This window comes from Fructilactobacillus sp. X2R5C3, from assembly GCF_059901325.1.
This window is the reverse complement of sequence record NZ_JBWXUY010000003.1, coordinates 92,663-117,248: the sequence shown is the minus strand read 5'-3', so window position 1 is coordinate 117,248 and position 24,586 is coordinate 92,663. Positions and strand designations below refer to the sequence as shown.

23 protein-coding genes are annotated in these 24,586 nt (G+C 38.5%); 3 read left to right on the top strand and 20 right to left on the bottom strand.

Features of this window, described 5'->3' with window-relative positions; translation table 11 throughout:
- Positions 1-42 precede the first annotated feature (42 nt).
- From AC6UDE_RS05410 to cdaA, 8 genes are all read right to left on the bottom strand, one after another.
- Entirely contained in the window at positions 43-870 is an 828-nt protein-coding gene (locus AC6UDE_RS05410) for an HAD-IIB family hydrolase (protein ID WP_500696843.1), read from the bottom strand.
- Between the two features lie 95 nt (positions 871-965).
- Positions 966-2,009, bottom strand: a complete 1,044-nt coding sequence (locus tag AC6UDE_RS05405; RefSeq protein WP_500696842.1) for a lactonase family protein — start codon at positions 2,007-2,009, stop codon at positions 966-968.
- A 102-nt stretch (positions 2,010-2,111) separates the two neighbouring features.
- A complete protein-coding gene (locus tag AC6UDE_RS05400) occupies positions 2,112-2,426 on the bottom strand; it encodes a hypothetical protein (protein WP_500696028.1) in 315 nt (104 codons plus the stop codon).
- Between the two features lie 57 nt (positions 2,427-2,483).
- Positions 2,484-3,629 carry an ABC transporter ATP-binding protein gene (locus AC6UDE_RS05395; RefSeq protein ID WP_500696841.1) on the bottom strand — a complete coding sequence of 382 codons (1,146 nt, stop codon included), beginning with the start codon at positions 3,627-3,629 and terminating at the stop codon, positions 2,484-2,486.
- Between the two features lie 145 nt (positions 3,630-3,774).
- Positions 3,775-5,592 carry a glutamine--fructose-6-phosphate transaminase (isomerizing) gene (glmS, locus tag AC6UDE_RS05390; protein ID WP_500696840.1) on the bottom strand — a complete coding sequence of 606 codons (1,818 nt, stop codon included), beginning with the start codon at positions 5,590-5,592 and terminating at the stop codon, positions 3,775-3,777.
- A 201-nt stretch (positions 5,593-5,793) separates the two neighbouring features.
- On the bottom strand, positions 5,794-7,146 hold the full coding sequence (gene glmM, locus AC6UDE_RS05385; RefSeq protein ID WP_500694313.1) for a phosphoglucosamine mutase: 1,353 nt from the start codon (positions 7,144-7,146) through the stop codon (positions 5,794-5,796).
- A gap of 17 nt (positions 7,147-7,163) precedes the next feature.
- Positions 7,164-8,135, bottom strand: coding sequence for a CdaR family protein (locus AC6UDE_RS05380; RefSeq protein ID WP_500694312.1), 972 nt, complete (start codon positions 8,133-8,135; stop codon positions 7,164-7,166).
- A gap of 2 nt (positions 8,136-8,137) precedes the next feature.
- A complete protein-coding gene (gene cdaA, locus AC6UDE_RS05375) occupies positions 8,138-8,986 on the bottom strand; it encodes a diadenylate cyclase CdaA (RefSeq protein WP_500694311.1) in 849 nt (282 codons plus the stop codon).
- 167 nt (positions 8,987-9,153) lie between these two features.
- Between cdaA and AC6UDE_RS05370 the strand changes: the two genes are divergently transcribed.
- Positions 9,154-9,804 carry a DUF1361 domain-containing protein gene (locus AC6UDE_RS05370; RefSeq protein ID WP_500694310.1) on the top strand — a complete coding sequence of 217 codons (651 nt, stop codon included), beginning with the start codon at positions 9,154-9,156 and terminating at the stop codon, positions 9,802-9,804.
- Positions 9,805-9,841: 37 nt separating this feature from the next.
- Here AC6UDE_RS05370 and AC6UDE_RS05365 read toward each other — a convergent pair whose 3' ends face one another.
- Positions 9,842-11,953 (bottom strand): cation:proton antiporter, encoded by a 2,112-nt coding sequence (locus tag AC6UDE_RS05365; RefSeq protein ID WP_500694309.1) that lies wholly within the window; start codon positions 11,951-11,953, stop codon positions 9,842-9,844.
- A gap of 15 nt (positions 11,954-11,968) precedes the next feature.
- Positions 11,969-12,868: a UDP-N-acetylmuramate dehydrogenase gene (murB, locus tag AC6UDE_RS05360; RefSeq protein WP_500696839.1), complete on the bottom strand. Its 900-nt coding sequence runs from the start codon at positions 12,866-12,868 to the stop codon at positions 11,969-11,971.
- Positions 12,869-12,968: 100 nt separating this feature from the next.
- On the opposite strand from murB, the gene AC6UDE_RS05355 reads away from it, so the two are divergent.
- Positions 12,969-13,739 (top strand): exodeoxyribonuclease III, encoded by a 771-nt coding sequence (locus AC6UDE_RS05355; protein ID WP_500696838.1) that lies wholly within the window; start codon positions 12,969-12,971, stop codon positions 13,737-13,739.
- 14 nt (positions 13,740-13,753) lie between these two features.
- Positions 13,754-14,287: a 3'-5' exonuclease gene (locus AC6UDE_RS05350; protein ID WP_500694306.1), complete on the top strand. Its 534-nt coding sequence runs from the start codon at positions 13,754-13,756 to the stop codon at positions 14,285-14,287.
- 19 nt (positions 14,288-14,306) lie between these two features.
- On the opposite strand, the gene AC6UDE_RS05345 is transcribed toward AC6UDE_RS05350, so the two are convergent.
- The 10 genes from AC6UDE_RS05345 to eno all read right to left on the bottom strand — a co-directional run bounded on the left by AC6UDE_RS05345 (position 14,307) and on the right by eno (position 24,521).
- A complete protein-coding gene (locus AC6UDE_RS05345; RefSeq protein WP_500696837.1) occupies positions 14,307-14,789 on the bottom strand; it encodes a GNAT family N-acetyltransferase in 483 nt (160 codons plus the stop codon).
- 28 nt (positions 14,790-14,817) lie between these two features.
- Entirely contained in the window at positions 14,818-16,614 is a 1,797-nt protein-coding gene (locus tag AC6UDE_RS05340; RefSeq protein WP_500696836.1) for a DUF262 domain-containing protein, read from the bottom strand.
- Between the two features lie 22 nt (positions 16,615-16,636).
- Positions 16,637-17,107 (bottom strand): tRNA (adenosine(37)-N6)-threonylcarbamoyltransferase complex ATPase subunit type 1 TsaE, encoded by a 471-nt coding sequence (gene tsaE, locus AC6UDE_RS05335; RefSeq protein ID WP_500696835.1) that lies wholly within the window; start codon positions 17,105-17,107, stop codon positions 16,637-16,639.
- 15 nt (positions 17,108-17,122) lie between these two features.
- Entirely contained in the window at positions 17,123-18,097 is a 975-nt protein-coding gene (pta, locus tag AC6UDE_RS05330) for a phosphate acetyltransferase (protein ID WP_500696834.1), read from the bottom strand.
- Positions 18,098-18,099: 2 nt separating this feature from the next.
- Positions 18,100-18,801, bottom strand: coding sequence for a uracil-DNA glycosylase (locus AC6UDE_RS05325; RefSeq protein WP_500696833.1), 702 nt, complete (start codon positions 18,799-18,801; stop codon positions 18,100-18,102).
- A gap of 82 nt (positions 18,802-18,883) precedes the next feature.
- Positions 18,884-19,357, bottom strand: coding sequence for an SsrA-binding protein SmpB (gene smpB, locus AC6UDE_RS05320; RefSeq protein ID WP_500696832.1), 474 nt, complete (start codon positions 19,355-19,357; stop codon positions 18,884-18,886).
- 11 nt (positions 19,358-19,368) lie between these two features.
- A complete protein-coding gene (gene rnr / locus AC6UDE_RS05315; protein ID WP_500696831.1) occupies positions 19,369-21,708 on the bottom strand; it encodes a ribonuclease R in 2,340 nt (779 codons plus the stop codon).
- Positions 21,709-21,824: 116 nt separating this feature from the next.
- A complete protein-coding gene (secG, locus tag AC6UDE_RS05310) occupies positions 21,825-22,061 on the bottom strand; it encodes a preprotein translocase subunit SecG (protein WP_500694299.1) in 237 nt (78 codons plus the stop codon).
- An 86-nt stretch (positions 22,062-22,147) separates the two neighbouring features.
- On the bottom strand, positions 22,148-23,101 hold the full coding sequence (locus AC6UDE_RS05305) for an LPXTG cell wall anchor domain-containing protein (RefSeq protein WP_500696830.1): 954 nt from the start codon (positions 23,099-23,101) through the stop codon (positions 22,148-22,150).
- 100 nt (positions 23,102-23,201) lie between these two features.
- The gene (gene eno, locus AC6UDE_RS05300) at positions 23,202-24,521 is read right to left on the bottom strand and encodes a phosphopyruvate hydratase (protein WP_500694297.1); all 1,320 of its coding nucleotides are present in this window, start codon (positions 24,519-24,521) and stop codon (positions 23,202-23,204) included.
- Positions 24,522-24,586: the final 65 nt, after the last annotated feature.

Below are 24,586 nucleotides of genomic sequence, written 5' to 3'. Positions count from 1 at the left end.
GCCTCACGTATATTTGTACTGTCATTACCTTACTAAATGAAACTACTGATTATCTAAAATGGTATCAATTGTCCTTAGAACCCCATCATCGTTATTATCAAACTCGGTAACGTGACCAGCGGCGTCCTTTGCCTCCCGAATGCCATTCTTCATAGCATAACTATTCGGGGTTAAATCTAACATTCCTAAATCATTCTCATTATCCCCAAATGTGACAACCTCTTCAGGATTGGCATCATATTTTTTCATCAAATAGCGCACGCCAGTTGCTTTGTCGACCCCCTTTACACCAATTAGGTCGGTATTAAAGCCAGAGTTTAAACTCTCAAGATTATCTGGAAGCATCTGTCGCATTTCATGAACTTTTCGCATCACGTTTGCACCTTGCTTAAACGTCACACCAACTTTTACCAACTGATCATCAGTGTTCTCACTTGTGATGTTAGCCAAATCATTCAAACGGACCGTATTACTGTAGTATTGTTTCATCAGCTGATACATTTTTTCGGGTAGCCTTTTATCTACATAAGTATGCTTAAGCCCAGATACGTTAACCCCGACAATGTCAGGACCAAAATCATCATAAAGCATCTTTAAAGTCTGTTTAATCTGATCATCATTCAGCGATTCGGCATGGACTAAATCATTTCCACGATAAATTACTGAACCATTTTGAGAAATAAAATCCATTTGGTCCCGATAATCAATAAACAGGCTTTGTAATTTATCATTCGGTCCGCCACTAGCGACGGCAAAATTAACGTTTTGGTGTTTCATTTTTTGAAACGTTTTTAAAAACTTAATCTCATCATATCGATTAGCTTCATTTAAAAAGGTTTTGTTCATATCTGTCACAATTAATTTAATCAAAATCTCCACCCCACCTGTCTAAATTAATTATATCAATTTGTTAAGGGAATGAAAAAAGTTAACGCTATAAAAGCATTAACTTTTAATTAAATTAACTATTTTCGAGGAGCAACACAGGTTCCCTCTGGTACCGCAAAATCCTTTTGAATGACAGACAACTTACCATTCTCATGATTTCGCTCGTACAAGGTTGCGTTATTAGTGTTTTGATTTACAGCAATTAGGAAGGATTGATCTGAATTAAAGTTAAAATCACGCGGGAATTCCCCTTCAGTTGAAATTACTTGAATTCGCTCTAAGTCACCATCATCTAGGACCTTAAAAACAGCAATCGAATCATTGCCACGATTAGAAACATACACAAACTTCTCATCGTTAGTTATTCGAATTGCAGCTCCACCATTGGCATCTTTGTAGTCATTGGGAATAGTTTTAACAACCTGTTGGACGGTAAAGATGCCAGCTTCTTCATTATAATCAAGAACTGCAATCTTACTACTTAGTTCACCAATTAAGTAAGCCTTTCCCGTCGATTCAGCAAAAGCAATGTGTCTTGGACCAAATCCAGGTGACAACTGAATCTCACTAACAGGAGTAATCTCACCCGCGTCAGAAACATCATACAAATAAACTCGATCCAATCCCAGGTCACAAATCACTAAGCGATCATCAGGAGTTAGATCGGCATAGTGTGGATGAGGACCACTTTGTTGTTCTGGTAGTGGACCGGTCATTCCATCGTCATGGATTCGCTGTGATTCTTTGACAGTCCCGTCACTTTCAATGTGATACGCAATGACATTACCAGTATGATAATTTGCTGTATAGACCATCTGGCGTTCTTCGTCTACAGTAATGTAGGCTGGTGAAGGACCCACTTCAATGTCTTCTTGCATTAATTTAGCTGGCATGGTGCTGCTATCGAAAACAGCAATCCCACCACGTGTTTCCGCTTCATCTTGATTACGATCAATCGCATAGATTTTATGATCACTAGATTCCACAACGTAAGTTGGACAGCTAATTTGCGCAATTAGCTGAGCATTTTCCAGCTGTTTTTTGTCTTTGTTTAATTCAATTTGATAAACGCCCTTACTAGTTTTTTGGGTATAAGTTCCAATTAAAAATTTTTCAGTCATCATCAACACCTCCAAATATTATTCATACTCATTATGCCATATTTGGTGGTTGGTGATAACAAATATTAATGATTTAATTCACAAAAAGATTAGCCAATTGATTTAACCAATATGGTTCTCTTTTAAAATCATCTGGACTTCATGATCCATTGCTGGGGTTCGTTTCCACTCCTCAAAGTGGTCAAAGTTTTCCTTTGGCATCACATAATTCTGGTTAACATAGTTCTCGTAATTAATGACATGAACGGAGTGAGGAATGTTTAGTTGAAGGATTCGAACCTGTTTAATCATTTTTCGTTCTGCAGCAAGCTCAGCTCGTCCGTTCTGCACCATGTTGCTGATTTCAAGGTACTTAGAACCATCTAATCGCGTAATTTCCTCAATCAATGTAAATGTTTCATGACTCTTCATTGCCATCTAAATCTTCCTCCTAAACAAAAATGCTATTATTCACTTTGAATAATAGCAAAATTTTTATCGTTGTCCCCAGGCATGTTTCTCAAGTTGTTTGTATTCATGCTTAGTGACCATTACTGATTTACCATTTTTCTTCTGGTACCTCATCTTCTTACTTGGGTGAATGATATAACTTGGATGTCTAACAACCGCCATCGTTGGATGACCAGATACATTTACCAAGCAAAAGAAAATCATGGCAAAGAAAACCGCCCACGTCATAATCTTAGTGGTCAACGGCATCTTTTCTTGAATAACTTCACTATAGAACCGCTTATGGATGGTTCGTGCTGGATTAGGATCATTCGGGTGATCCTCAGCATACTCATTAGTAATTTCCTTTTGATACTTATCAATATCAAAATTCTTCTGAATGGTCTTTTCTTTTTTCTGGAACTGTTTTTTCTCTTTTTTGCTTAACGATTTAAACCACTTGATGAACTTCTGATATTCGGAGACGACTTCTTCCATCGGACCAATTTTCCGTAGCTTCCCGTAGTTAATCCAAGCAACTCGGTCACACAACAAACGCACCTGCTTTAGTGAATGAGATACAAAGATGATGGTCTTACCTTCTTCTTTAAATTCATCAATCTTATCAACACATTTTTGGTAGAAGGTATCGTCACCAACGGACAAGGCTTCATCAATAATCAAAATGTCTGGCTTAATGTGAACGGCAATGGCAAAGCCAAGTCGGGACCTCATACCACTAGAATAGTCTTTTACTGGTTGATCAACAAAATCACCAATATCAGCAAAGGCAATGATATCATCCATCATGTCATCAATTTGGTGGTTTGTAAGTCCCTGCATCAATGACTTCATTCGGATGTTTTCACGGCCAGTTAAATTCTTTCTCAATCCAGCGTTAATCGCAACAATCGAAGTATCTCCGCGCACGTCAACTTGGCCGGTCGTTTGCGGAATAATGCCAGAAATAATGTTAGAAATGGTTGACTTTCCTGAACCATTTACACCAATGATTCCCAATGCTTCACCAGGCTGAACGGTAAATGAAATTCCCATCAAAGACCAAAAATGTGGGGTTTTATTTTTCCTTGATAATGAGAAAAACGACTTTAACTTGTCAGATTGAGTCTTGAACATGTCATACTCTTTGGTGACATCTTGTACTTTAATTTTATAATTTTTTTCAGTCATGGTTTACTTCCTAAATTCAAAATTACAACTGACACGATAATAAAATAATACGAGAAAATTACTAAAATGTAAAGAAAGTTCAGTACTCAACGATGCTTCAACAACATAATAAAAGAGCTACCAAGAATGGTAGCTCTTAAAAACATTATTCAACTGTAACACTTTTAGCAAGGTTTCTTGGACGATCAACGTTCAATCCCTTGTTCAAACTAGTGTAATAAGCAATTAGTTGAGCTGGAATGACACTAAGCAGCGGTGTTAACAACTCATCAACGTCCGGGATCACAAACGTATCACCATCTTGAGCTAGACTTTGTCGCACGATCGTCAAAGCACTGGCACCACGAGCTGCAGTTTCTTCCAGATTACTACGAGTTAATCCAGCGGTCTTCTTCTGGGTGATAATACCAATCACTGGAGTGCCCTTTTCAATCAATGCAATCGTTCCGTGCTTAAGTTCACCAGAAGCAAAGCCTTCCGCATGGACATAAGAAATTTCTTTTAACTTCAACGCTGCTTCAAGGGAAACAGTGTAATCAACCCCACGGCCGATGTAAAAGGCCTGTTTAGCATCAACGAAATATTTCTTAGCAATTTCATCAATCTTATCTTTTTCTTCAACAATTGACTGCATCCCAGTCGCAACCAAACCCAATTGTCGTGCTAAATCAAAATCTTTTGCGACCTGACGATTACCCCGCATACCAACGGCCTTTGCCAAAATAGCTTGGATTGCAATTTGAGCAGTATATGCTTTAGTTGAAGCAACTGAAATTTCTGGACCAGCATTAAGCAACATCGTGTAAGTTGCTTCGCGCGACAATGTCGAATTAGCAACATTAGTAATGGTTAAACTAGGAAAATGATGCTTGTTAACGTTCACTAAAACTTCCCGACTGTCAGCGGTCTCCCCACTTTGAGTCAAAAAGATAAAGAATGGCTTCTTAGAAAGCAATGGATCTTCGTAAGCAAGCTCGGATGAGACGTGCACTTCAGTTGGAATTCCAGTGTACTTCTCCATCAAATCTTTACCGACTAATCCAGCATGATAACTGGTACCAGCACCCACGATATAGATTCGATCTGAATCAAGGATGGTATCCATTACGCCACAACCAACGTTCATGTTTCCGTCTGCATCAAAGTACTCTTTAACTAATTTTCTCATGACATTGGGTTGTTCATCAATCTCTTTAAGCATGTAGTAAGGATAAGTCCCCTTATCAGACGCACTTGGATCAATGGTTACCTTGAACTGATGACGCTCTACTGGCTTACGGTTTTCATCAAGGATGGTTACCTTATCAGGCTTTACAATCGCAACGTCACCATCAACCACCTCAAGAAAAGTATCAGTAACGTCTAACATAGCAATTGAATCAGAACATACTACGTTGAAACCGTCACATAATCCAATCAACATGGGGCTTTTATTTTTGGCTGCATATAAAGTATCTGGATCTTCTTTATCCATTAAAATGAAAGCATATGAAGAATTCTTAAGGAGTGAAAGCATCTTAATGAAGGCATCCTTTGTACTCATTTTGTCTTCAGTCACAAACTTATCAACCAATTGAACCGCCACTTCGGTATCAGTTTGACTATGAAACTTAACGTCTGATAAGTATTCTTTCTTCAATTGTTCATAGTTTTCGATCACACCATTGTGAACCAGATAGAAACGATTGTCATCTGAGAATTGAGGATGAGCATTTTCAATGTTCACTCCACCATGAGTGGCCCAACGAGTGTGCCCAATTCCGGCAGTTCCCTGAACCTCTGGTCCAATTTTTTTCTTTAAATCGTCGATACTTCCAGTTGTTTTCACTAAATAATCTTTGTGGTCTTTTCCTTCCACAAAGATTCCGGCTGAATCATATCCTCGATATTGTAATTTTTTTAATCCATTAACTAAAATGGATGTCGCATTCTTATTGCCTGTAACTCCAACGATTCCGCACATGGGAATGACCTCTCTTTAAAATTGGTATAGATGTATTTAAATTTTATTTATATACTTAACATCTTTGATAATAATGGTTTCACAAGTGTTTGTCAAATATAAGTTAGAATTGGTATAGCACCGATGAACGAAATTTAATAAAAATTTAAGCATAATAAAAGAGTTAACAAACGTTAACTCTTTTATTAATTCGTGATTGCTTTATTCAATTCCCATGTCGTCTCTAACAACGTCGGCAATTTTGTTCGCATACTTATCACTTTCTTTTTGAGTCGGAGCTTCCACCATAACTCTTAGCAGCGGCTCAGTCCCACTTGGTCGAACCAAGACACGACCATTCCCATTCATTTCATCTTCAACATCATCAATGGCCTTTTTAACATTGTCATGATCCATCGCGTGCTTTTTGTCAGAAACCTTCACGTTAACAAGACTTTGAGGATATTTTTTCACTTCGTCTGCTAATTCGGAAAGCGGTTTACCGGTTTCTTTCATAATATGCATTAATTGCAGACTGGTTAGCATCCCATCGCCAGTGGTATTAAAATCCAAAAACACAATGTGACCGGACTGTTCGCCACCTAGATTGTAACCATTGGCTTTCATTGATTCAACCACGTATCGGTCCCCAACTTTAGTTTTCACACTATTTAAGCCGTTGGCTTCCATGGCTTTGTACATTCCGAGGTTACTCATCACTGTCGTAACAATGGTGTCATGCTTTAATCGACCATTAGCATCCATATACTTACCACAGATGTACATAATCTTATCACCATCAACGATGTTTCCCTTTTCATCGACAGCAATGCACCGATCACCATCACCATCAAAGGCAATTCCTAACTGGGAACCATTTTCAACAACCATTTTTTGCAACTGTTCTGGGTGAGTGGAACCGACGTTATCATTAATGTTTAGTCCATTAGGTGAGGTCGCCATTGTTTTAAAGTCAAGGCCAAGGTCAGCGTAAAGGCGGGGAACCAAGTTGCTGGTAGCCCCATTTGCGGCATCAACTGACACCTTAATCCCACTTAATTCATCTGGAATCGTTTGGGACAGAAAGTGAAGATACTTTTGCGATGCTTCGGTGTACTCTGCTGAAGTGCCTAATCCCTTTGCTGAGGGACGTGGTAAGTCATCAGTATCACTTTCAAGAATCTTCTCGATGTCAGCCTCGATGTCATCGGACAATTTATATCCGTCACCGCCAAAGAATTTAATTCCATTGAACTCAGCGGGATTATGTGAAGCCGTAATCATAACTCCGGCATCAGCACTTTGATCTCTAACCAAGTATGCTACTCCGGGGGTAGTGACAACTCCGAGTTGAACCACCTCAATTCCAACGGACAACATTCCAGCTACCAAAGCATCTTCCAACATCTGTCCAGAAATTCGTGTATCTCTTGATACCAAGACACGTGGCTGATGATCTTGAACACTGTGCTTAGTCAGAGCATAACCACCTGCACGACCAGCCCGAAAGGCCAATTCTGGGGTTAAGTCTTTATTCGCAACTCCTCTAATTCCATCTGTTCCAAAATATTTCATATATAGTCCTCACTTTATTACTTATTCTTTGCGTTAATCTGTACTTTAACCGTTTCCGGATCCAAGCCACTTACTTTGGAGTTACCCGCATCAAGTGAAACCGTCTTAGTATTATCACCAGACATGTTTTCGACATCAACGTCGGCATTAACCGAATTAATCCCATCAATCGTGTCTTTATCACCTAACAATAACACATCAGATGGATCACACTTAACGTCATAGGTCTTACTAGCCTGCTTATTAACTAAATTAACCTTGACTGGTACCCTCTTATTATCACCTGCTGAAACCGGTAAATCAACCGAACTTGTTGATGGGGTAATAATAACGTTGATGGTCTTTCCTTTTTTGTCTAAAGCCTCAATCACCGCATCCTGTTTTATATCACGCTTGGTGTTAGGCTTCAAGTTAGTTTTAGCAACTACTGAATCAATTCGATTAATTTGATCACTCGGTCCAGTCACTTTTGCAGAACTGACGTCTAACGACGGCTTTCCGGCCTTATAACCAGAAGCAATGTTTTTCTTGTCGTAGACAGCTTTTACGGGGAACTTAACGGTCCGACGTGGTTGAATGTTAACTTTAATGCGAGCAGGTTTAATCTTACTCTTAATGTCAGAATTTAGACCCTGCTGTTGTAATTTAACGATGTGTTCTCCGGGCCCCAAATTACTAAGGTTAGCATACACCTTAAAGTTCTGGGTATTAGCGGTTGTAGTGACTAACGCCGACGGCCCTGACAACTGGACGTTAACTTTTTCTGGATAGCCAATTACAAAATACTTGTCTGAGTTTACGTTGAGCTGTAATGGAACTGACAGTGTCTTGGTTTTATTAGCTGCCATCTGGGTGCTTTTAGTCGAATTACTGGTACTGTTAGTGAGACCCATATCATTTTTGCCATCATGAACATAGAAAAACAGTGCAATTGTAAAGACTAGTGCCAAGATAGCATAGAATAATTTACTCCGAAAAGATTTTTTCATGGCTACTTGTCACCTCCGAAATGCTTCTGAAAGAAACTAATCGCACGAGTCACAATCGTTGGATGTTGCTCTTGTCGATCACGAGGAATCAACTGACTTCTCAGGTATTTCAGGTAATCCTCCTGAGTCATCCCACGAAGAAGCTCATTGTTTCTAGTGATTGAAACTTCTCCCGTTTCTTCTGAGATAACAATCGTTAAAGCATCGGAAACTTCCGAGATTCCAACCGCCGCACGATGACGAGTTCCCAATTCCTTAGGGATCAAATTACTCTGCGATAACGGTAAGTAGGCAGCCGCTGCAGCAATCTTATCATCCTTAATGATGACCGCTCCGTCATGAAGAGGCGTATTGGGAATAAAAATGTTAATTAATAACTGACTTGAAATGTCAGCATCAAGCTTAATCCCGGTCTCAATGTATTCTTCTAGCCCGGTATGCATTTGAATGGTGATTAACGCTCCAATTCGACGCTTAGACATGTATTGAATTGCTCCATCTAAAGCATTAATCATTTTTTTGGCTTTTTCATCCTGATTCTGGGTTGCTCTAAAGAGTGAGCCGCGTCCTAATTTTTCAAGTCCGCGTCTAATTTCAGGTTGGAAGATGATAATGCATCCAATAACTCCCCAATTGATAATTTGATCCAGAATCCAAGATACCATCGTCAGTCCTAAATACCAACTGGCAATTTTAGCGATAATAATTACAATAATGCCGCGAAAAAGTTGCACTGCCCGAGTGCCACGAAGAAGCATGATTAACTCGTATATCACGAGCCAGACAACCAATATATCAATTAAGTTGCTTAGGTTATGTAATGTAAATAAGCTACTCCAATCAATCCCCATAGAACGACCTCCAATTTGTATATTATTATATCACTGAATTATTGCTGAAATAAAGGCAGTTAACTAATTCCAAATATTAAAAAAATTAAATTCTATGGTTAAATTTCTAGTTTTTTTTTCTAATTTGGGGTTTAATTTATATATAGAAGAAAAGGGGTCAAATTATAATGTCACAAAATAAAAGATGGCAAGTTAGAATATTTTTCATCGGGTGGATCGTGCTTTTATTCATGTTTCTACGTGATACACGCTTCGGTTTTTTAGCGCTCAACACCCTTCTAGGATATATCCCAATTGAACTTAGTTTCCACATCGGTAACAAACCACACCAAAATAGTTTCGTGTTCTGGATCCTATCACTTCTGTGGTTATTGTTCTATCCCAATTCACCCTACATTCTGACCGACCTACTTCATCTCGCTTGGCTACATCCTGATGAAGCCAATGGGTTACTTCGACTTGATCCGCACGTCTGGTTTTTATACACATGTCTGATGATCAGTGCATTAAGCTGTGCCTTTATCGGTTTCTGGAGTTTAGTCCACGTTGCTAAGGCCATTGACGTTAAAATTCATTTATCCGGTAATTTTTCTAACTTCGTTACAATTGTGATTCTAACGGTTGCAAGTTCCATCGGACTATTCATTGGACGGTTTATGCGAGTCCACACAATTTACCTCATCCTTTCACCTAGGATGTACATTCGACCATTTTTAAACATGTGGAATATGCACATGGTCGTATTCGTATTTTTGATGACCGTTCTACAGTTAATGATCTACTGGATTTATTCCATTATCAGTAATAATAAGGAATAATATAAAATCCCCCACTTATCAATAAGTGGAGGATTTTTTAGTTATCATTCAACATTAGCGTTTCCTTATAATTAATGTCCTGACGCAAGTGAAGCCCCATCGCGTGACTAACTTTTTTATTATTAATCAATTGTTCTACAGCGCGACGTTCTGCTTCCAGTGCAACTGACCGCAATCTTAACAACTGATACTCAAAGACTTCATCATCTTCGTCGGGATCATCGTATGAATTGGCCCGCTCAATCTGACTCTGATAGAAAGTGACAATAAAGTGAACAATTTGTGAGTCAAAGTCCTGACCATTAATGTCGCTTCGACTTAAAAAGTCTGAAATAGCATCAATGGCGGCCTGATCACCAACAATCGTAACAAGGCGTAATTCACTCTTGGTCTTTTTACTTTCTGATTCACTTACCTGCCAGGTTTTAATGGAATGAAGAATCGATGAAAACCATCCCGGATAGTACCAGTGATTTTTGCGATAGCCGTCGTAACCATTTGCAAACATTCGACGTTCCTCACGATTAATCCTTCGATTTGCAATCCAGTAAGTATCTTTTGAGATTTGTTGTTCACGATACAAATCTTTAACCGCCTCACGTTTTCCCTTTAAAGCAACTCGTCTCAAACTAAGTTCTTCATTGAGAGACGTACTTTCTGCACTATCGTCTCTCGTCTTTCTTAAAAGTTTTCGTAACTCAACCTGATAATCCAAAACAATATCATATACCGCTCGTTCATTATCATTGGTCTTATTATTTTCAAGACTGACAATGGCCCTCTTTACGATGTAAATCCGAGCAGCATCTTCCGAAATATAGCCCTCCTGCTCATCTTCTTCATCTTCCGTCTCATCATCATCTTCATCCTTATCAATCAATGAGGCTCGGGTCTGAAGTGAACTAGCATCTGGGGAAATGATTGGCAAGATAATGGTAGCCGCAACTAAACTGATCACGATAACCATTGCGGCAATAAAAAGCATCAAAGAACGGTCGGGAAACTCCTTTCCATTCGATAAAAATGCGGGAACCGAAAGAATTCCTGCCATGGTAATGGCACCACGAACCCCGGAAATTCCAGCCAATAGCGCAACCGACAAACTGGGCTTCTTATTGGACCGTTTAGTAATGTAGTACGAAAAGAATTCGTATCCTAAAATCCAGACCACTCGAATTACCAAAAGAGCCACCCAAACGGCAAAAGCAATCCCAAACGAAGCTAAAGTTCGATATTCCGATCCATTGATGACCACCCTAGTAGCAACCGGTAATTCAATACCTAAGATTAAAAACACAATCCCGTTTAAACAGTAAACAATGACATCCCAAGTACGATTGGTCAACAAGTTGACTTCTGGTGACTTGGTATTGGTAACGTTAGTCTGTAAGTGATCAATAATCCCAGCGGCAACCACCGCAATAACTCCCGAAGCATGAAGAAGATCTTCAGCAATTACATAAATAATAAACGGTGTCAAGATGTGCAGGACGACGTTAAAAATCACGTCATTGAAGTGTACCTTTAATAACAAATTACGAAGAACAATAATTAAAGACATTCCAACAATTCCAATGATCAAACCCACTAGTGCGGTATAAACAAAATCAACCGCAGCGTGTTCCAAAGAAAAGTAACCGGTGACAACTGCAGCAATCGCATATTTAAACGCAATTAGTCCACTAGCATCGTTAATCAAGCTCTCACCTGATACTAGATGCAAAATATTACTTGGAAGATGAACACGTTTTGAGATGGACTGAACGGCAATTGGATCGGTTGGAGACAAAATCGCAATTAGAGCAAAACAGGCTGCCAGTGGCATTGATGGTACCAGCAAATTAACGAAATAACCGCCAATAATGGTTGTAATGAACACCAACCAGATGGCATTTTCAAAAATGGGGCCACGTAATTCCCAAAGTTCTCGTTTTGGAAAGTCACGACCATCATTAAATAGCAATGGTGCGATGAACAGCAATAAAAACCAGTCCGTGTTTAAATCAATTTTGAATTTAAAGAATAATGCTAATCCTAAACCAAGCAAAATTTGAATCAAACTAACTGGAATCTTAGTGACATAGTGAGAGATAATGCTAGAAAGCAGGACTAAAACTATTAATGTGATGACTGCTTCAACTATTACCATAAGCTATGCTTCCTCCTATTTTGGCTCACCAATAATTCGAACCTCAGTCTCAAGGTGAACCCCATTATCTTTATACACAGTTTCCTGAACGTGCTTAATCACATTCAAATAATCAGTAGCGGTGGCACCCCCAACGTTAATGATAAATCCGGCGTGTTTTTTGGACACTTCAGCTCCGCCAGAGCGATATCCCTGTAGTCCAGCATCGTGGATCAACTTTCCGGCAAAGTATCCTTTAGGACGCTTGAAAACACTCCCACATGAAGGCCATTCTAAGGGTTGCTTTGATCTTCTCAGGTAGTTCAAATGATCCATCTCGTTTTGAATCTCACGTTTATTCCCGGGTTCAAGTTTAAAGGTCGCTTCCAAAACAACGTCCCCATAGTCTTGAATACTACTATGACGATAACCAAAGTCTAACTGGCCGTTGTTTAAAACAATAATCTCACCCTTACGCGTCAAAACCGTGGCTGATTCAAGTGCATATTGGGTCTCTCCCCCATAAGCACCGGCATTCATAAACACTCCGCCACCGACACTGCCAGGAATCCCAGCAGCAAATTCTAATCCAGTCAAACCGACTTTTTGAGCAGCCTTAGTTGCATCAATGTAAGCAGCCCCAGCCTCGGCAATTACCCGATGGTCTTCAGTTCTAATGTTATTCATTTGGGTCAAAATCATGGTTAACCCACGAATTCCACCGTCTCGTACGATTAGATTACTGGCATTTCCCAGCACAGTGAGCGGCATTTTAATTTCATTTGTATAATTTAATAATTCTTCGGTTTCTTTAAATGATGAAGGAAATGCAAGAAAATCAGCTTTCCCACCAGTTTTAGTCCAAGAGTACTTGGAAAGTGGTTCATCTTTTAAAATTTTAATATCCTTGAATTTTTTTGTTAAATCTTCAGTCATTCGTCATTTTCCTTTCTAATTATCCATATTACATTCTAGCACGTTATCATTATTTAAACACTTCTGATCGTGCTATACTGGCATTAAAGGAGGGGATACAATGAATTTTATCTCATGGAACGTAAATGGTTTACGTTCAGCAGTTAAAAAGAATTTTTACGAATTTTTTAATGAAACTGATGCTGACTTTTTTAATGTTCAAGAAACTCGAGTTCACGAAAATGATATTGCTTTAGAAGTACCAGGTGACTATTACCAGTACTGGGACTCAGCGGCACGCCCCGGCTACTCAGGCGTAACTACTTTCACAAAGCATAAAGCTGATAACGTGTTTTATGGTGTTGATGGAAGCGACACTGACACCGAGGGCCGTTGTTTGACACTCGAATATCCTGACTTTTATTTAATTAATACCTACGTACCCAATTCAGGCGAAGAGCTGCAAAGACTCGACTACCGTCTTGATTGGGACCAAAAATTTATTACCTTTGTAAGTAAACTTGCTGAAAGAAAGCCGGTCGTGATTGGCGGCGATATGAGCGTTGCTTATCAACCAATTGACATTGATGACCCAGAAGAAGATCACCACAAGGCTGGATACACCCAACAGGAACGTGACGATTTTGGTCGATTATTAGCTTCTGGATTTGTAGATACCTTTAGAGCACTTCACCCTTACCAAAGTGGTGCCTATACTTGGTGGAGTTACCGTTACGACGAACGAGCCCAAAATCGTGGTTGGAGAATGGATTATTTCTTGGTTTCTAACTCAATTCAAGATGACGTTGCCGAGTCAAACATTCTTGGTGAGGTAACCGGCTCAGATCATGCTCCGATCCAATTAATTACTGATGGACTTAAGATTGATTAGAGGAGAATCGTTAAATGAATTTTGCGGCAATTGACTTTGAAACTGCTGCGGGTCAACGAGCCAGTGCTTGTTCGGTCGCATTAACGGTAGTAAGAAATAACGAAGTCGTTGATGAGTTTTACTCATTAATTAACCCCGAATGTGAGTTTAACTGGCGCAATATCAATGTTCATGGTATTCATGAAAAAGATGTAATTGACTCACCAACATTTCCAGAGGTGTGGGATCAAATTAGCCCCCTCTTTGATAGAAATAAGCTGGTGATTGCCCACAACAATAATTTTGATAATAGTGTATTAAAAAAGAGTCTTGAAAGATATGGTTTATCAAAACCACACTATCAGACTCTTGATACCGTTAAAACTTCCAAAAAGTTTTACCCTGGATTTGTTAACCATAAGTTAAACACGGTTAGCGAGAACTTAGGGATCGAATTAAAACACCATCATAATGCGCTAGATGACAGCTTAGCGTGTGCTAACATCTTAATTTATGAATACCAGCAGTTTGGTAAAAACGCCGTTAAACCGTTCGTCAAGTTAATATAAAGAGGCTGAGAATTTTTTCTCAGTCTTTTTTTACGTTCATTTTCATTTCAATTACATGGTCGTCTTGACCAGTAACCACAAACCTTAATTTTTTATACAGTCGAAACGCACCCTGATTAGTCTTTAGAACCGATAGACGAAGTTCATCAAGATGACTAAAAGTACCAACCCAATCGATGGCTTCTTGAATCAAGTAAGTTCCAAGTCCCATGTCTTGATAATCAGCTAGAACGGCAACTCCCAGTTCACCAGCAGTAGCGGCAACTTGACTAATACTCAAAACACCAATCAGTTTCGTTTTAGTAGCCGATACTAGGATAATGTTGGTCCCAGTTGCATTCATGGCATCGATGGCCTGTGCTTCAGTCTCAGCAGTTAATTGACTAATCTGAACATCGGTTGTGAAGTTACTGGATTCTTGACTTAATTTCCTCATCAAATCAATCAGAGCTTTGGCGTCATTTGAAGTGGCTGCCCGAATCGTAATCTCATCATTTGCCAAGGGTTAAATCTCCTGACTTTAAAATCTATCATTTTCTTAACTTTATTTCATTTTCAAAAAGCTTATCTGTAATATCCTCAACTAATTTTTTTGATCTTTCATCAATAAAATTATTTATTGATTCAAACTTCATTTCATCTAACCATTTGTATATCTTCGAAAATTGCTCTCTAGAAGGATAGTGTGATTTTTTCATAAAATCATCAGTATAGTGTACATTAGTATTATCATCTTCATATTCATATATATTCATAGCTTGCTTAGATCCATTTAAACTTTTAGGTAGCATCATTCCATTCCCTAAAGAACTAACCTTTAAATAAGCTACTTTCTCATCTTTATCAGTCAACTTCTTTTTAGGAATTATATGTTCGAACTCATCATTTTCGCTAGTTAAGTCACCTTCATAATGAGTAAGATTTGCATGAATAGTAATAAAGGCTTTAACTTCTTTAGAAAAAGTTTTTCTCATAGATGGATTTTCATCTAGCCAATTAATAAATGACTGTTTAAACTTCTTCTTTGATATTTTTTGTGTATAATCTTTTGAATTACCAGAATAATAATCAAATAATCTCTGATCACCATGTGCACTCCAAGATTTGTTTAAATAATCATATACATAATATTGTGGAATATTTTCCAGTTGTTTTCTTTGAAGCTTATCGTCACTATCCCAAAGTGAAGCAAAATAAGACAAAATTTTAAAAGTAGAATAAAGTCCTCTGGAATATGGAGTTTTACTAGAACCACTTTTTTTTGTACTAATTGACACTTTTTGTTTAAGTAATTGATCAAATACTATATTTAAATTTTTAGATATCTTTACACACTTTTCTAAAATAATTCCAATATTGCTTTTTATCTTAGCTACTTTTTCTGCATTGCCCAAATTAGCTAATTTTTTATTTTCAGTGCCAGTTGCAATACCTAAAATTCCAAATCCAATTTCATCGTTAACATCCTTTTTTTCCTTAGAAACTAATGATGGCATATTTTGAATTATTAATTCCCCAATTGCTCTACCTAATTCAGCTAAATTGACTTCCCGTGTTTCTGAAATTTCATCTTCAGAAAAATCATCAAGATCAAATTCTCCACTATCTTGAATTCTTTTGTAAAAGTTTTTTACATTACTTAATATTTTATCTGCATTATCATTTTCGGTAGGTAATGGAATTAACGTTTCAGACCACGTAGCACTAAAAATATCATATTTGCTCAGTGGGGTTCCGCCTTTATTTAACCGTGAAAAAACCTCAGCTAATTCAGCTTTATCTTGACTTTCAAATATCACAATAGGAATTTCTATAGAATCCAGATCTATATAATTTTTAATTTTGTCCTGAAGGTCATATATTGTATCACGTATTTTCTTTTTATTTTCCGTCTCTGTGTTTTTTAAATTTTTAAACTTATCATCTACCCAATCTGCTACGCCACGTTGATCTTCTCCATCTATCAAACGGTAAAACTCTACTTCTGTTATTTTAGAGTCATCATCTTTATTAGTTTGTAATTTATAAATTTTATTTACTTTATCAAGTGAATTATTATATTCTTTCTCATTATAAAGCTTCCAATAATATAATTTATTATTTTCATAATCTCTAATAGTTGAAAGTCTTTGTTGCCCATCTAATAATTGATAATTACCATCTTTATCCGGAGCTAGTAATAATGATCCAAAAGGAAATTTTTTCTTTAAAGTTTGTATAAATTCTTTCTTTTTTGTGTTATTCCACACTAATGCTCGTTGAAATTTTGGAATTTTTACATTTTTTAATTTGCTGTATCTTTCTTTATCATATCTAGTATTAGCCATCTCATTAATACTCCTAGTAGCTCTAATTATTTTTATTTATCATTTTTAAAATCGAATCAAAGTGATCGCCACTAGCAGTCATCTCAATCGTTCGATCATTATCACCCAAATCATCATTTCTGGTGAACTTAATCCTTAAGTACTGGTCAGGAAGTTCGTCATCAGCAAATTTGGACCACTCAACAACGCTAACTCCATCTCCGTTGAAATATTCACTCAAACCCAAGTCGTCGGCTCCGCCCTCTTCAAGACGATAGACGTCCATGTGATAAAGTGGCAGTCGTCCGTTTTTGTACTCACGAATGATGGTAAAAGTCGGACTTTTGATGTTTCGCTTAATTCCGAGACCTTTCCCAAGTCCTTTTGTGAAGGTGGTTTTTCCCGCGCCAAGGTCGCCATCGAGTAAAATAACGTCTCCAGCTTTTAAATCCGGGGCGAGTTCTTCGCCTAATTTTTCGGTTTGATCGGGACTATCAACCTTAAATTTAATCAATTCAATCGCCTCAAATTAAAGTGCCTGAGTAGCCGTGATAATGGCTACCTTGTAAACATCTTCAGCATTGCATCCTCTCGATAAATCAGAAACTGGTTGATTCAATCCCTGAAGAATTGGACCAATGGCTTCAAATCCACCTAAACGTTGGGCAATCTTGTAACCAATGTTTCCTGACTGAAGCTCTGGAAAGACAAAAACGGTTGCTTGACCAGCAACGTTTGAACCCGGTGCCTTACTCTTTGCAACCGCGGGAACAACCGCAGCATCAAATTGGAGTTCCCCATCAATTGGAGTATCTGGATCTAACTTTTGGGCAATCTTGGTTGCACTTTGAACTTTATCGACTTCTGGTCCCTTAGCTGAACCCTTGGTTGAAAAACTAAGTAAGGCAACTTTGGGATCGATATCAAACAACCGGGCGGTATGTGCACTTTCAACGGCAACTTCACCAAGTTGTTGATCATCAAGTTCAATGTTAATGGCACAATCTGCAAACAAGTAACGTGTGTCACCCTTTTGCATGACAAAAGCACCACTAATCAACTTCACACCTGGTTTAGTTTTAATAATCTGAAGTGCAGGACGAACCGTATCACCAGTCGGGTGAGCCGCACCGGACACCATTCCGTCAACGGTTCCCATGTATACCATCATCGTGCCAAAATAATTCGGATCTTTCAACCATTGCTGAGCTGTTTTTTCATCCGTTTTGCCACTACGCCGTGCAACAAGTGATCTAACCATCTCGTTGAACGTGTCAGAGTCAACGTTTTGGATATCAATAATGGTAATTCCGTCTAAATCATTTCCGTTTTCTTTAGCAACTTGTTTGATTTTGTGGGGATCACCCAATAACGTTGGTTCAACCAAATTATCTTTCTTAAGCCGACTAGTTGCTTCAATGATTCTTGGATCTTCCCCTTCAGGGAATACTAACTTAATGTTTTTATCGTTAATCTTTGCTTTCAAACTATCAAAAAGATCCATAATTAACTCTCCTTATTAATGGCAGTGACGTGTTCCGGTAATTTCCAGTTAATCGGCGTCTCACCCATGGCTTTTAGTGCTTCATTCGTCTTTGAAAACGGTTTTGAGCCAAAAAAACCTCGATTCGCAGAAAGGGGACTGGGATGAGCCGACTGAATCACAATATTAGCGTCAGTATTAATCAACTTAATCTTATCCCTAGCAGCCCTTCCCCATAAGATAAAGACAACCGGTTCAGGACGCTTTGACAATTGTTCAATAGCATAATCAGTGAGTCTTTCCCATCCTTTGCCACGATGAGAAAAAGCCACTCCATCTTGAACGGTCAAAACGGAGTTTAATAACAATACCCCTTGCTCAGCCCAACTCTTTAGATAACCGTGATTAACTGGTTTAATTCCCAAATCACTTTGTAATTCCTTATAAATATTCTTTAAAGATGGTGGAACAGCTACGCCTGGCATTACCGAAAAGCTAAGACCATTGGCTTGATTAGGACCATGATATGGATCTTGTCCCAGAATAACGACTTTAACCTTACTAAATGGGGTCCATTCAAATGCCTGAAAAATATGGTGCATTTCCGGATAAATCGTCTTGTTATTATACTCTTCAACCAAAAAACGCCTTAACTTTTGATAATATGGTTTCTCAAATTCTGGCTCCAGAATCGGCCACCAGTCGTTATGAATAAACGGTTTCACTATTAACACCTCCAATTTATTCTACCATAAAATGTGAATTTTTAGGCAAGCAAAAAGAGAGTGCAGTAGCACTCTCTTTTAATTAATAATGTTTCATAACGCGATCAATTTGCCGTTGGGTATCACGTTGCTTTATGGTTTCACGTTTATCATATTCACGCTTCCCCTTAGCAACCCCAATCAGCACCTTAGCGTAGCCATGTTTTAAATAAACTTTTAAGGGAACAATGGTAATTCCCTTAGTCAAAGTCGCTTCACCAAGTTTTTTGATCTCTTTTTTATGCAACAATAACTTTCGATTACGCAATGGATCATGATTAAACTGGTTTCCTTGCGCATACTCACTGATGTGGACATTCATCAAATAAGCTTGTCCGTTTCTCACCTGCACGAATCCGTCCTTTAGATTAATACGGCGTTCTCTAACTGATTTAATCTCAGTTCCCGTTAGTGAGATGCCAGCTTCATAAGTATCAGAAATAAAGTAATCATGTCGGGCCTTTCGGTTAGTTGCCATTACGTTCTTTTCAGTTGGTTGATGCTTTTTTCTAGCCATGTTCCCATCCCCTATTTTTTGCGACTATTAGATGGTTTGGTTCTGATTTTAAACGAATGACCTTTTTTACCGTTCTTTCTACGATCTTGATTCTTATAACTCTGACGACGATTTTTCCCATCAGAATGTTTGCCACTGTGATGGTGCTTATCATTTTTATGTTCCTGTTTTGGGAGAAGTTCACTCAATGGAGCATCTTCTGGTTTAACGATCTCAAAGTCAACGGTCATCTGATCAACGTCGGCCGCAACACATTTAACCCGTAACGTTTGTCCAATCTTATAAGTTCTTCTGGTATTTCTACCAACAAGCGCCAAGTACTTTTCAACGTACTCATAGTAATCATCATTCATCTTGCTGATATGAATAAGACCTTCAACGGTGTTTGGAAGTTCAACGAACATTCCGAACTTCATCACTGAAGATACAACGGCATCGTATTCCTCACCAATATGTTGAGTCATGTACTCAGCCTTCATCATCGAATCAACGTCTCTTTCGGTGTCAACACCGCGACGTTCAGTTTCTGAACAGTGAACCGCAACTTCTCCAACCTGGTCAGCATAGGTTTGCTTGGTAACATCATTAATCCCATTATCTTCATAATAATGAACTAAACGATGAACAAATAAATCAGGATAACGTCGAATTGGTGAAGTGAAATGGGTGTAGTATTTGGCACCTAATCCAAAGTGTCCAACACATTTATCACTATATTTGGCCTGTTGTAAACTTCTAAGCATCATTACTGATACCATTGTTTCTTCAGGAAGTCCGTGTACTTTACTTAAAATGTTCTGTAAAGTCTTGGGAGTTAAGTGATCTGGATCAGCCTTTACTTCAATTCCAAAGGCAGTTAGGAATTCAAAGAAGTCCTTAACTCGCGTTGGATCTGGCGTCTCATGGACACGATAAATGAACGGAACTTTAAGCCGATAGTAAGTTTCAGCAACAGTTTCGTTTGCAGCCAACATGAATGATTCAATCATTCGTTCGGCTAAACCTCTCGTTCTAAGTTTAATATCAACGGGTTTACCTTCTTTGTTCATGATGATTTCTGCTTCATCATCATCAAAGTCGATCGCCCCACGACGCTTTCTTTGCTTGTATAAAATTCGGTGTAACTCAGCCATGGTTTCAAACATTGGTACTAAATCATGATATTCTTCTCTCGTTTTCTTATCATGTGATTCAAGAATATTATTGACAGCTGTATATGTCATTCGAGCCTTCGACTTCATAACACTCGGATGAATCCGCTTTTTGACAACTTTCCCTTGGGGATTAATTTCCATATCACAGCTTAAACATAACCGTAATTGTCCCTCGTTTAACGAACAAATCCCGTTTGATAGACGGCGAGGCAACATTGGAATAACTCGGTCGGTCAAATAAACTGAGGTTCCACGTTTATACGCCTCACGATCAAGTAGTGTTCCTTGTTTAACGTAGTGACTAACGTCAGCGATGTGAACCCCTAAATGATAATTGCCATTTGGTAATTTCCATGCCGTGACGGCATCATCCAAATCTTTGGATGATTCTCCATCAATGGTAACTAACGTCTGATCGGTAATATCTTCTCGTTCCTTGGTTTCCTCAGGCAAAACATGGTCCGGAATAGCATCTGCTTCTTCTAGAACATCTTCTGGGAATTGGGAAGGGACATCATGAGCATAGACAACCTGTAAAATATCAATTCCAGGGTCATCAACACTTCCAATTACTTGTTTCACAATTCCAACCATGTAATCCGGATGCTCGTTACTTGGATATTCCGTAATATCAGCAGTAACCACTTCTCCTGTAGTAGGATGAAGACCAGCATCTACCACGTAGAACTTGAATCCTGCTAATTTTTTGTCTTTTAAAACAACCTGACCAAGATAACCATGATCATCATCAGTCTTACGAAATTCACCAACCACATGAGTGTAATGATGTTCTAAAATACTAACCACTTTAGCTTGTGGTCCCCGATCAGAATCTTTCTCACCTGGCTTAGTAATCTGAATCTCAACCTTATCCAGGTTCATCGCATGCATCGTTTCATCAGGTGCGATAAAGGCATCAGGTAATTCATCATCATATCTAACAAAGCCAAATCCCTTTGGATTAGAGTGGAAAATCCCCTCTAGCTTCAACTCACTGGGATTAACCTTAAAATCACCATTTTCAGTAACCACAACGGCACGGTCTCGTTCCAGTGAAGCGAGCTCTGAAACGATTAATTTGAAAGCTGATGATCCATGATAATTCAAATCATCAGCTAATTTTTCGACACTATAACTTTGATCAGGATGTGATTGTAACTCCTGCTCAATTTCATTTTTTAACTTATTATCTTGCAATATATTTTCCTCTACAATCCAATTGACTTATACGTCAATTATAAATCTCATTCTTTAATAAACGCTAGTAATCCGCTTTAAATGCAAAAACCCCCTGTTTAACAGGAGGTTTTTTATTAATGTGATGAAATCCACATTAGAATTAATGCGATACCAAAGAAAAAGATTCCTAGTACCACAGTCACTTTTTGCATAAATGCCTCAAAGCCCCTCGGCTTGGACTCAGAGGAAGAATCGTTTGCACCACCAGAGAGTGATGACATTGCATCATTATTTTTAGAAGGTTGCATTAAAACTGCACCAATAATGAGAATACTAACGATCCATAATAATATCATCAAAAGATTATTCAAAAAAATGCCTCCTACCCATCAGCTAAACAGGCTTATCAATACTTTAATTAGTTTAGCATAAACTAGGAGTTATTTCCAGTCCATCATTATTTCTCAGTTCGATTGGTCCTAATATACAAAATCGAACTGAACAGCAAAATTACCATTCCAATCAGTGAAAGAAGTTTGCTGGTGCGTTCCCCGGTTTGAGGTAACCTTTTAGCAGGTTGGCGATTCGTATGGGTTCTGTTTACCCCATGTTTACTTCTTCTCACGTGAACCGTTGCCATTGGATCGTGGTTCGCATCTAGATACGGAGCGTGATGAGTGAAATTACGTCGATTATACTTGCTAATTCCGTTTTCATTTGGCATTTGAACAGGACGACGCCCAGATCTTTTTTTACCACGTAACAACACTGGATTCATCCCATTTTCAAGTACCTTCTTCGTGGGTTCATGCTGATCTTTCTGCTTCTTACTACTCTGACTGATACGTTTTGCCATTGGCTCACTGTGATTCCCAGCTATCTTTTTATCTGGGGCGATTCTACCTGATTCATGAGGTTGTTTATCTGGCAGATCTTGAGAATGAGCGGTTTTTTTGGTCGGTTCAGCTGGTACGATTGGTTTACGATTATCAGCCGGTTCAACTGGACGATCGTGCTTATGATCATTGGATGGAACTGTTCCACCAGTATCTGGATGATCGTTACTTGGAATTGGTTTAATCGGAATGTGAGGTGACGGAATCGGCAAATCTTCGTCTTTGTTGTAGTTAAAAACGACCACGTCGCTTCCCACATAGATTGGCGGAATACTTTTATCTAAATGAAATCCAGGAATTAGTGGCGCCTTGATATCAGCTCGATTTTTGACGTTCACTCTGGCAATGTCAAAGGCATACGATGAATCCTTTTCTCCGTCCTTATTTACCCAATGTTTATGAGCAGTAATGGTGTATTCGCTTGCCCTCACATTTGGAGTGAAAATCTTCAGTGATAATCCAACTGTAATTGCAATTAATGCTAAAAATAATGAAAATTGTTTTGTAATATTCATGTTTCTCCTCCTCTTTCTGTGATTAAATACGAGGAAGGTTTACGAACTCACGAAATTTATGTAAAAAAACACCTTCATAACGAAGGTGTTTTTAAATCAATTATTTTTTGATGATTGCTTCTTTTGCTTCTGGACTCAAGTTGTAGAATGAGTTAATTCCCTTGTACACAGCAACTGATCCTAATTGATCTTCAATTCTCATCAATTGATTGTACTTAGCAATTCTTTCACCACGACTCATTGAACCAGTCTTAATTTGGCCAGTGTTTAAAGCAACAACTAAGTCTGAAATAGTGGTATCTTCAGTTTCACCAGAACGGTGAGAAATAATTGCAGTGTAACTAGCTTCCTTAGCCATGTTAACGGCATTAACAGTTTCAGTTAAAGTACCGATTTGGTTAAGTTTAATCAAGATTGAGTTAGCAACGTTCATCTTGATACCCTTTGACAAGTACTCAGTGTTAGTAACGAACAAATCATCACCAACGATTTGAACTTTCTTACCTAAACGCTTAGTAGCCATTTGCCAATCTTCCCATTCGTTTTCATCTAATGGGTCTTCGATTGAAATGATTGGGTATTTTTCAACGATGCTGTCAAGCAAAGTGATGAATTCATCAGCATTGTATGATTTACCGTCACCAACCAAGTTGTACTTCTTAGTGTCGGCATTGTAGAATTCTGAAGCGGCACAGTCAAAGGCAATTGAAATGTCCTTACCTGGCTTGTATCCAGCACGCTTGATTGCTTCAACTAAGATTTCAAATGGCTCTTCGTTATTCTTCAAATCAGGTGCAAATCCACCTTCATCACCAACAGCAGTTGAGTATCCACGTTCTGCTAAGATTGCTTTCAAGTTATGGAATGTTTCTGATCCCATTCGAACAGCTTCTCTAAATGATTTTGCACCAATTGGCATAATCATGAATTCTTGGAAATCAACCTTGTTGTTAGCATGCTTACCACCATTGATAACGTTCATCATTGGAGTTGGAAGAACATGTGCATCGAAACCACCTAAGTAGTTATATAATGGAACGCCAAGTTCATCAGCTGCAGCTCTAGCAGCAGCAATTGAAACGGCTAAGATTGCGTTAGCACCTAACTTAGCCTTATTTGGAGTGCCATCAAGTTTGATCATAGCTTGGTCAATACCTAATTGATCAGTTACATCGAAACCAACGATTTGTTTGGCAATAATGTTATTAACGTTGCTAACAGCTTTAGTAACACCCTTACCCATATATCTATTTTTGTCTCCGTCACGAAGTTCTACGGCTTCGTGTTCACCAGTTGAGGCACCAGATGGGACGATTCCACGGCCCATTGCACCGTCTTCTGTGTAAACTTCAGCTTCAACAGTTGGATTTCCACGTGAATCCAATACTTCGCGAGCATAAATATCAGAAATAATTGACATGTTATCTCTCCTTAGTGAATTTGTTACCTATATTTAAAGGTCAACTTAATTCTATTAGTTTAGGC